Annotated in this window: 2 protein-coding genes; both read left to right on the top strand. The window is 67.8% G+C overall.

The window, feature by feature from the left end:
• The first annotated feature begins 118 nt into the window (after positions 1 to 118).
• On the top strand, positions 119 to 646 hold the full coding sequence (locus IU459_RS37065) for a hypothetical protein (protein WP_195134244.1): 528 nt from the start codon (positions 119 to 121) through the stop codon (positions 644 to 646).
• A gap of 262 nt (positions 647 to 908) precedes the next feature.
• The coding region (locus IU459_RS37060; RefSeq protein ID WP_195134243.1) for an IS5 family transposase at positions 909 to 1604 on the top strand (696 nt) is incomplete at its 3' end.

Raw genomic sequence — 1604 nt, 5'->3', positions numbered from 1 at the left:
CAAACTGATCGAATAGCGTGTGTGGTGCGTTGATCTGCGGTAGTCGTTGTGGGGCTGTTGTGGCGGTTGCTGGCGGTTTATCGTCGGTGTCGGGGGTGGCGAGTCTGTGGAGGCGGGGATGGTGGCCTGGCGTGAGGAGCTTGCTCGGCGCGAGGCGGCGGCGGCCGAGCAGGCCGCTGATCTTCGTCGGCGGATCGGGGAGCTGAGCGAGCAGTTGGATGCTTGCGAGCAGATGCTGGCGAGGCTGGTGGTCACCCGGGAGACGATGAACGAGATCCTCACCGCCGCTGGCGGTCTGGATTCGGCGCGGATGCCGGAGACCGGCGCCGTGGCTGGTGAGGATGCGGACCCTGCGCCGGTGCCGCCTGTTTCGGGTGATGGCGGGTCGCCGGTCGGGTTGGTGCTGGTGCCGCCGCGCAGGGCTTGGGTTGATGCGGCGGCGGTGTTGCCGGGCGACTACTGCGACATTCTGGATGTGCTCGCCCACGCTGGTCAGGGGTTGCGTGCCGGGCAGGTCGCGGCCGAGTTGGGGATCGCGGGGACCGAGCGTTCGAAGGTGGAGGCGTTGCGGTCGAAGCTGAAACGCCTGGTTGCGCGGGGTTGGGCTGCCCAGCAGCCGTCCGGGGTGTTCACGATCGCCGAATGAGGTTGGCGTAGTGGGTGGTTGACAGACCGGTTGCTGATCGGCCGGTGTGGCTGCCGGGTGGGGGCGGGACCTGGTGGTAGCCACGGGGTCACCACAACTCCGACCCCACCGAGGTCCCGCCCATGTCGTTCTACTCCGCAACCCCTTGCGCTGGCACCGATATCGCCTCAAACGGTTGTGGGTGTGTGGCCTGCCGGTTCGGGCACGGCACCCGCCGTCCGCGGCGACCGCGCCGCTACACCTCCGACACCACCGATGCCCAATGGCAGGTCCTGGGCAGGTTTTGCCGTGGCCGACCTGGCTCGACGGCGCCGGAGGCCGGCCCGAGGAATACTGCCGCCGTCAGATCATCGACGCGATCTTCTACCTGGCCGACAACGGCTGCAAATGGCGTAATTTACCTGCGGATTTCCCGCCCTGGCGCACTGTCTATGCCTTGTTCACCCGTTGGTGGCACAGCGGGGAGGTCACCGCCGTGCACAACGACCTGCGCGAAGCCTTGCGCGAAGCCGATGGCCGCGACCTGGAACCGAGCGCGGCGATCATCGATTCCCAAACCGTGCGCGCCGCCGAAACCGTCGGCGCGGCAACCCGCGGCTTCGATGCCGGCAAGAAGACCAACGGCCGTAAACGCCACGTCATCGTCGACACCCTCGGCCTGCTTCTGGTCGTGCACGTCACCGCCGCCGACACCCAAGACCGAGACGGCGCCCGCACCGCCCTGACCCAGCTGCGCGAGGTGTTCGCCACCATCGCGCTGGTCTGGGCCGACGGTGCCTACGCCGGAAAGCTCCTCGGCTGGGCCCAACAAAAACTCGGGCTCACCCTCACCATCGTCAAACGCAGCGACGACACCTCGGGATTCGTTGTCCTGCCCCGGCGTTGGCTCGTCGAACGCACCCTGGCCCGGATCACCCGACGCCGCCGATGCGTCCGCGACTACGAACGCCTACCCGAA

It is taken from the genome of Nocardia amamiensis, assembly GCF_015477605.1.
Taxonomy (GTDB): domain Bacteria; phylum Actinomycetota; class Actinomycetes; order Mycobacteriales; family Mycobacteriaceae; genus Nocardia; species Nocardia amamiensis_A.
Note: the sequence above shows the minus strand (reverse complement) of the source record. Positions and strands in the feature narration are given on the sequence as shown.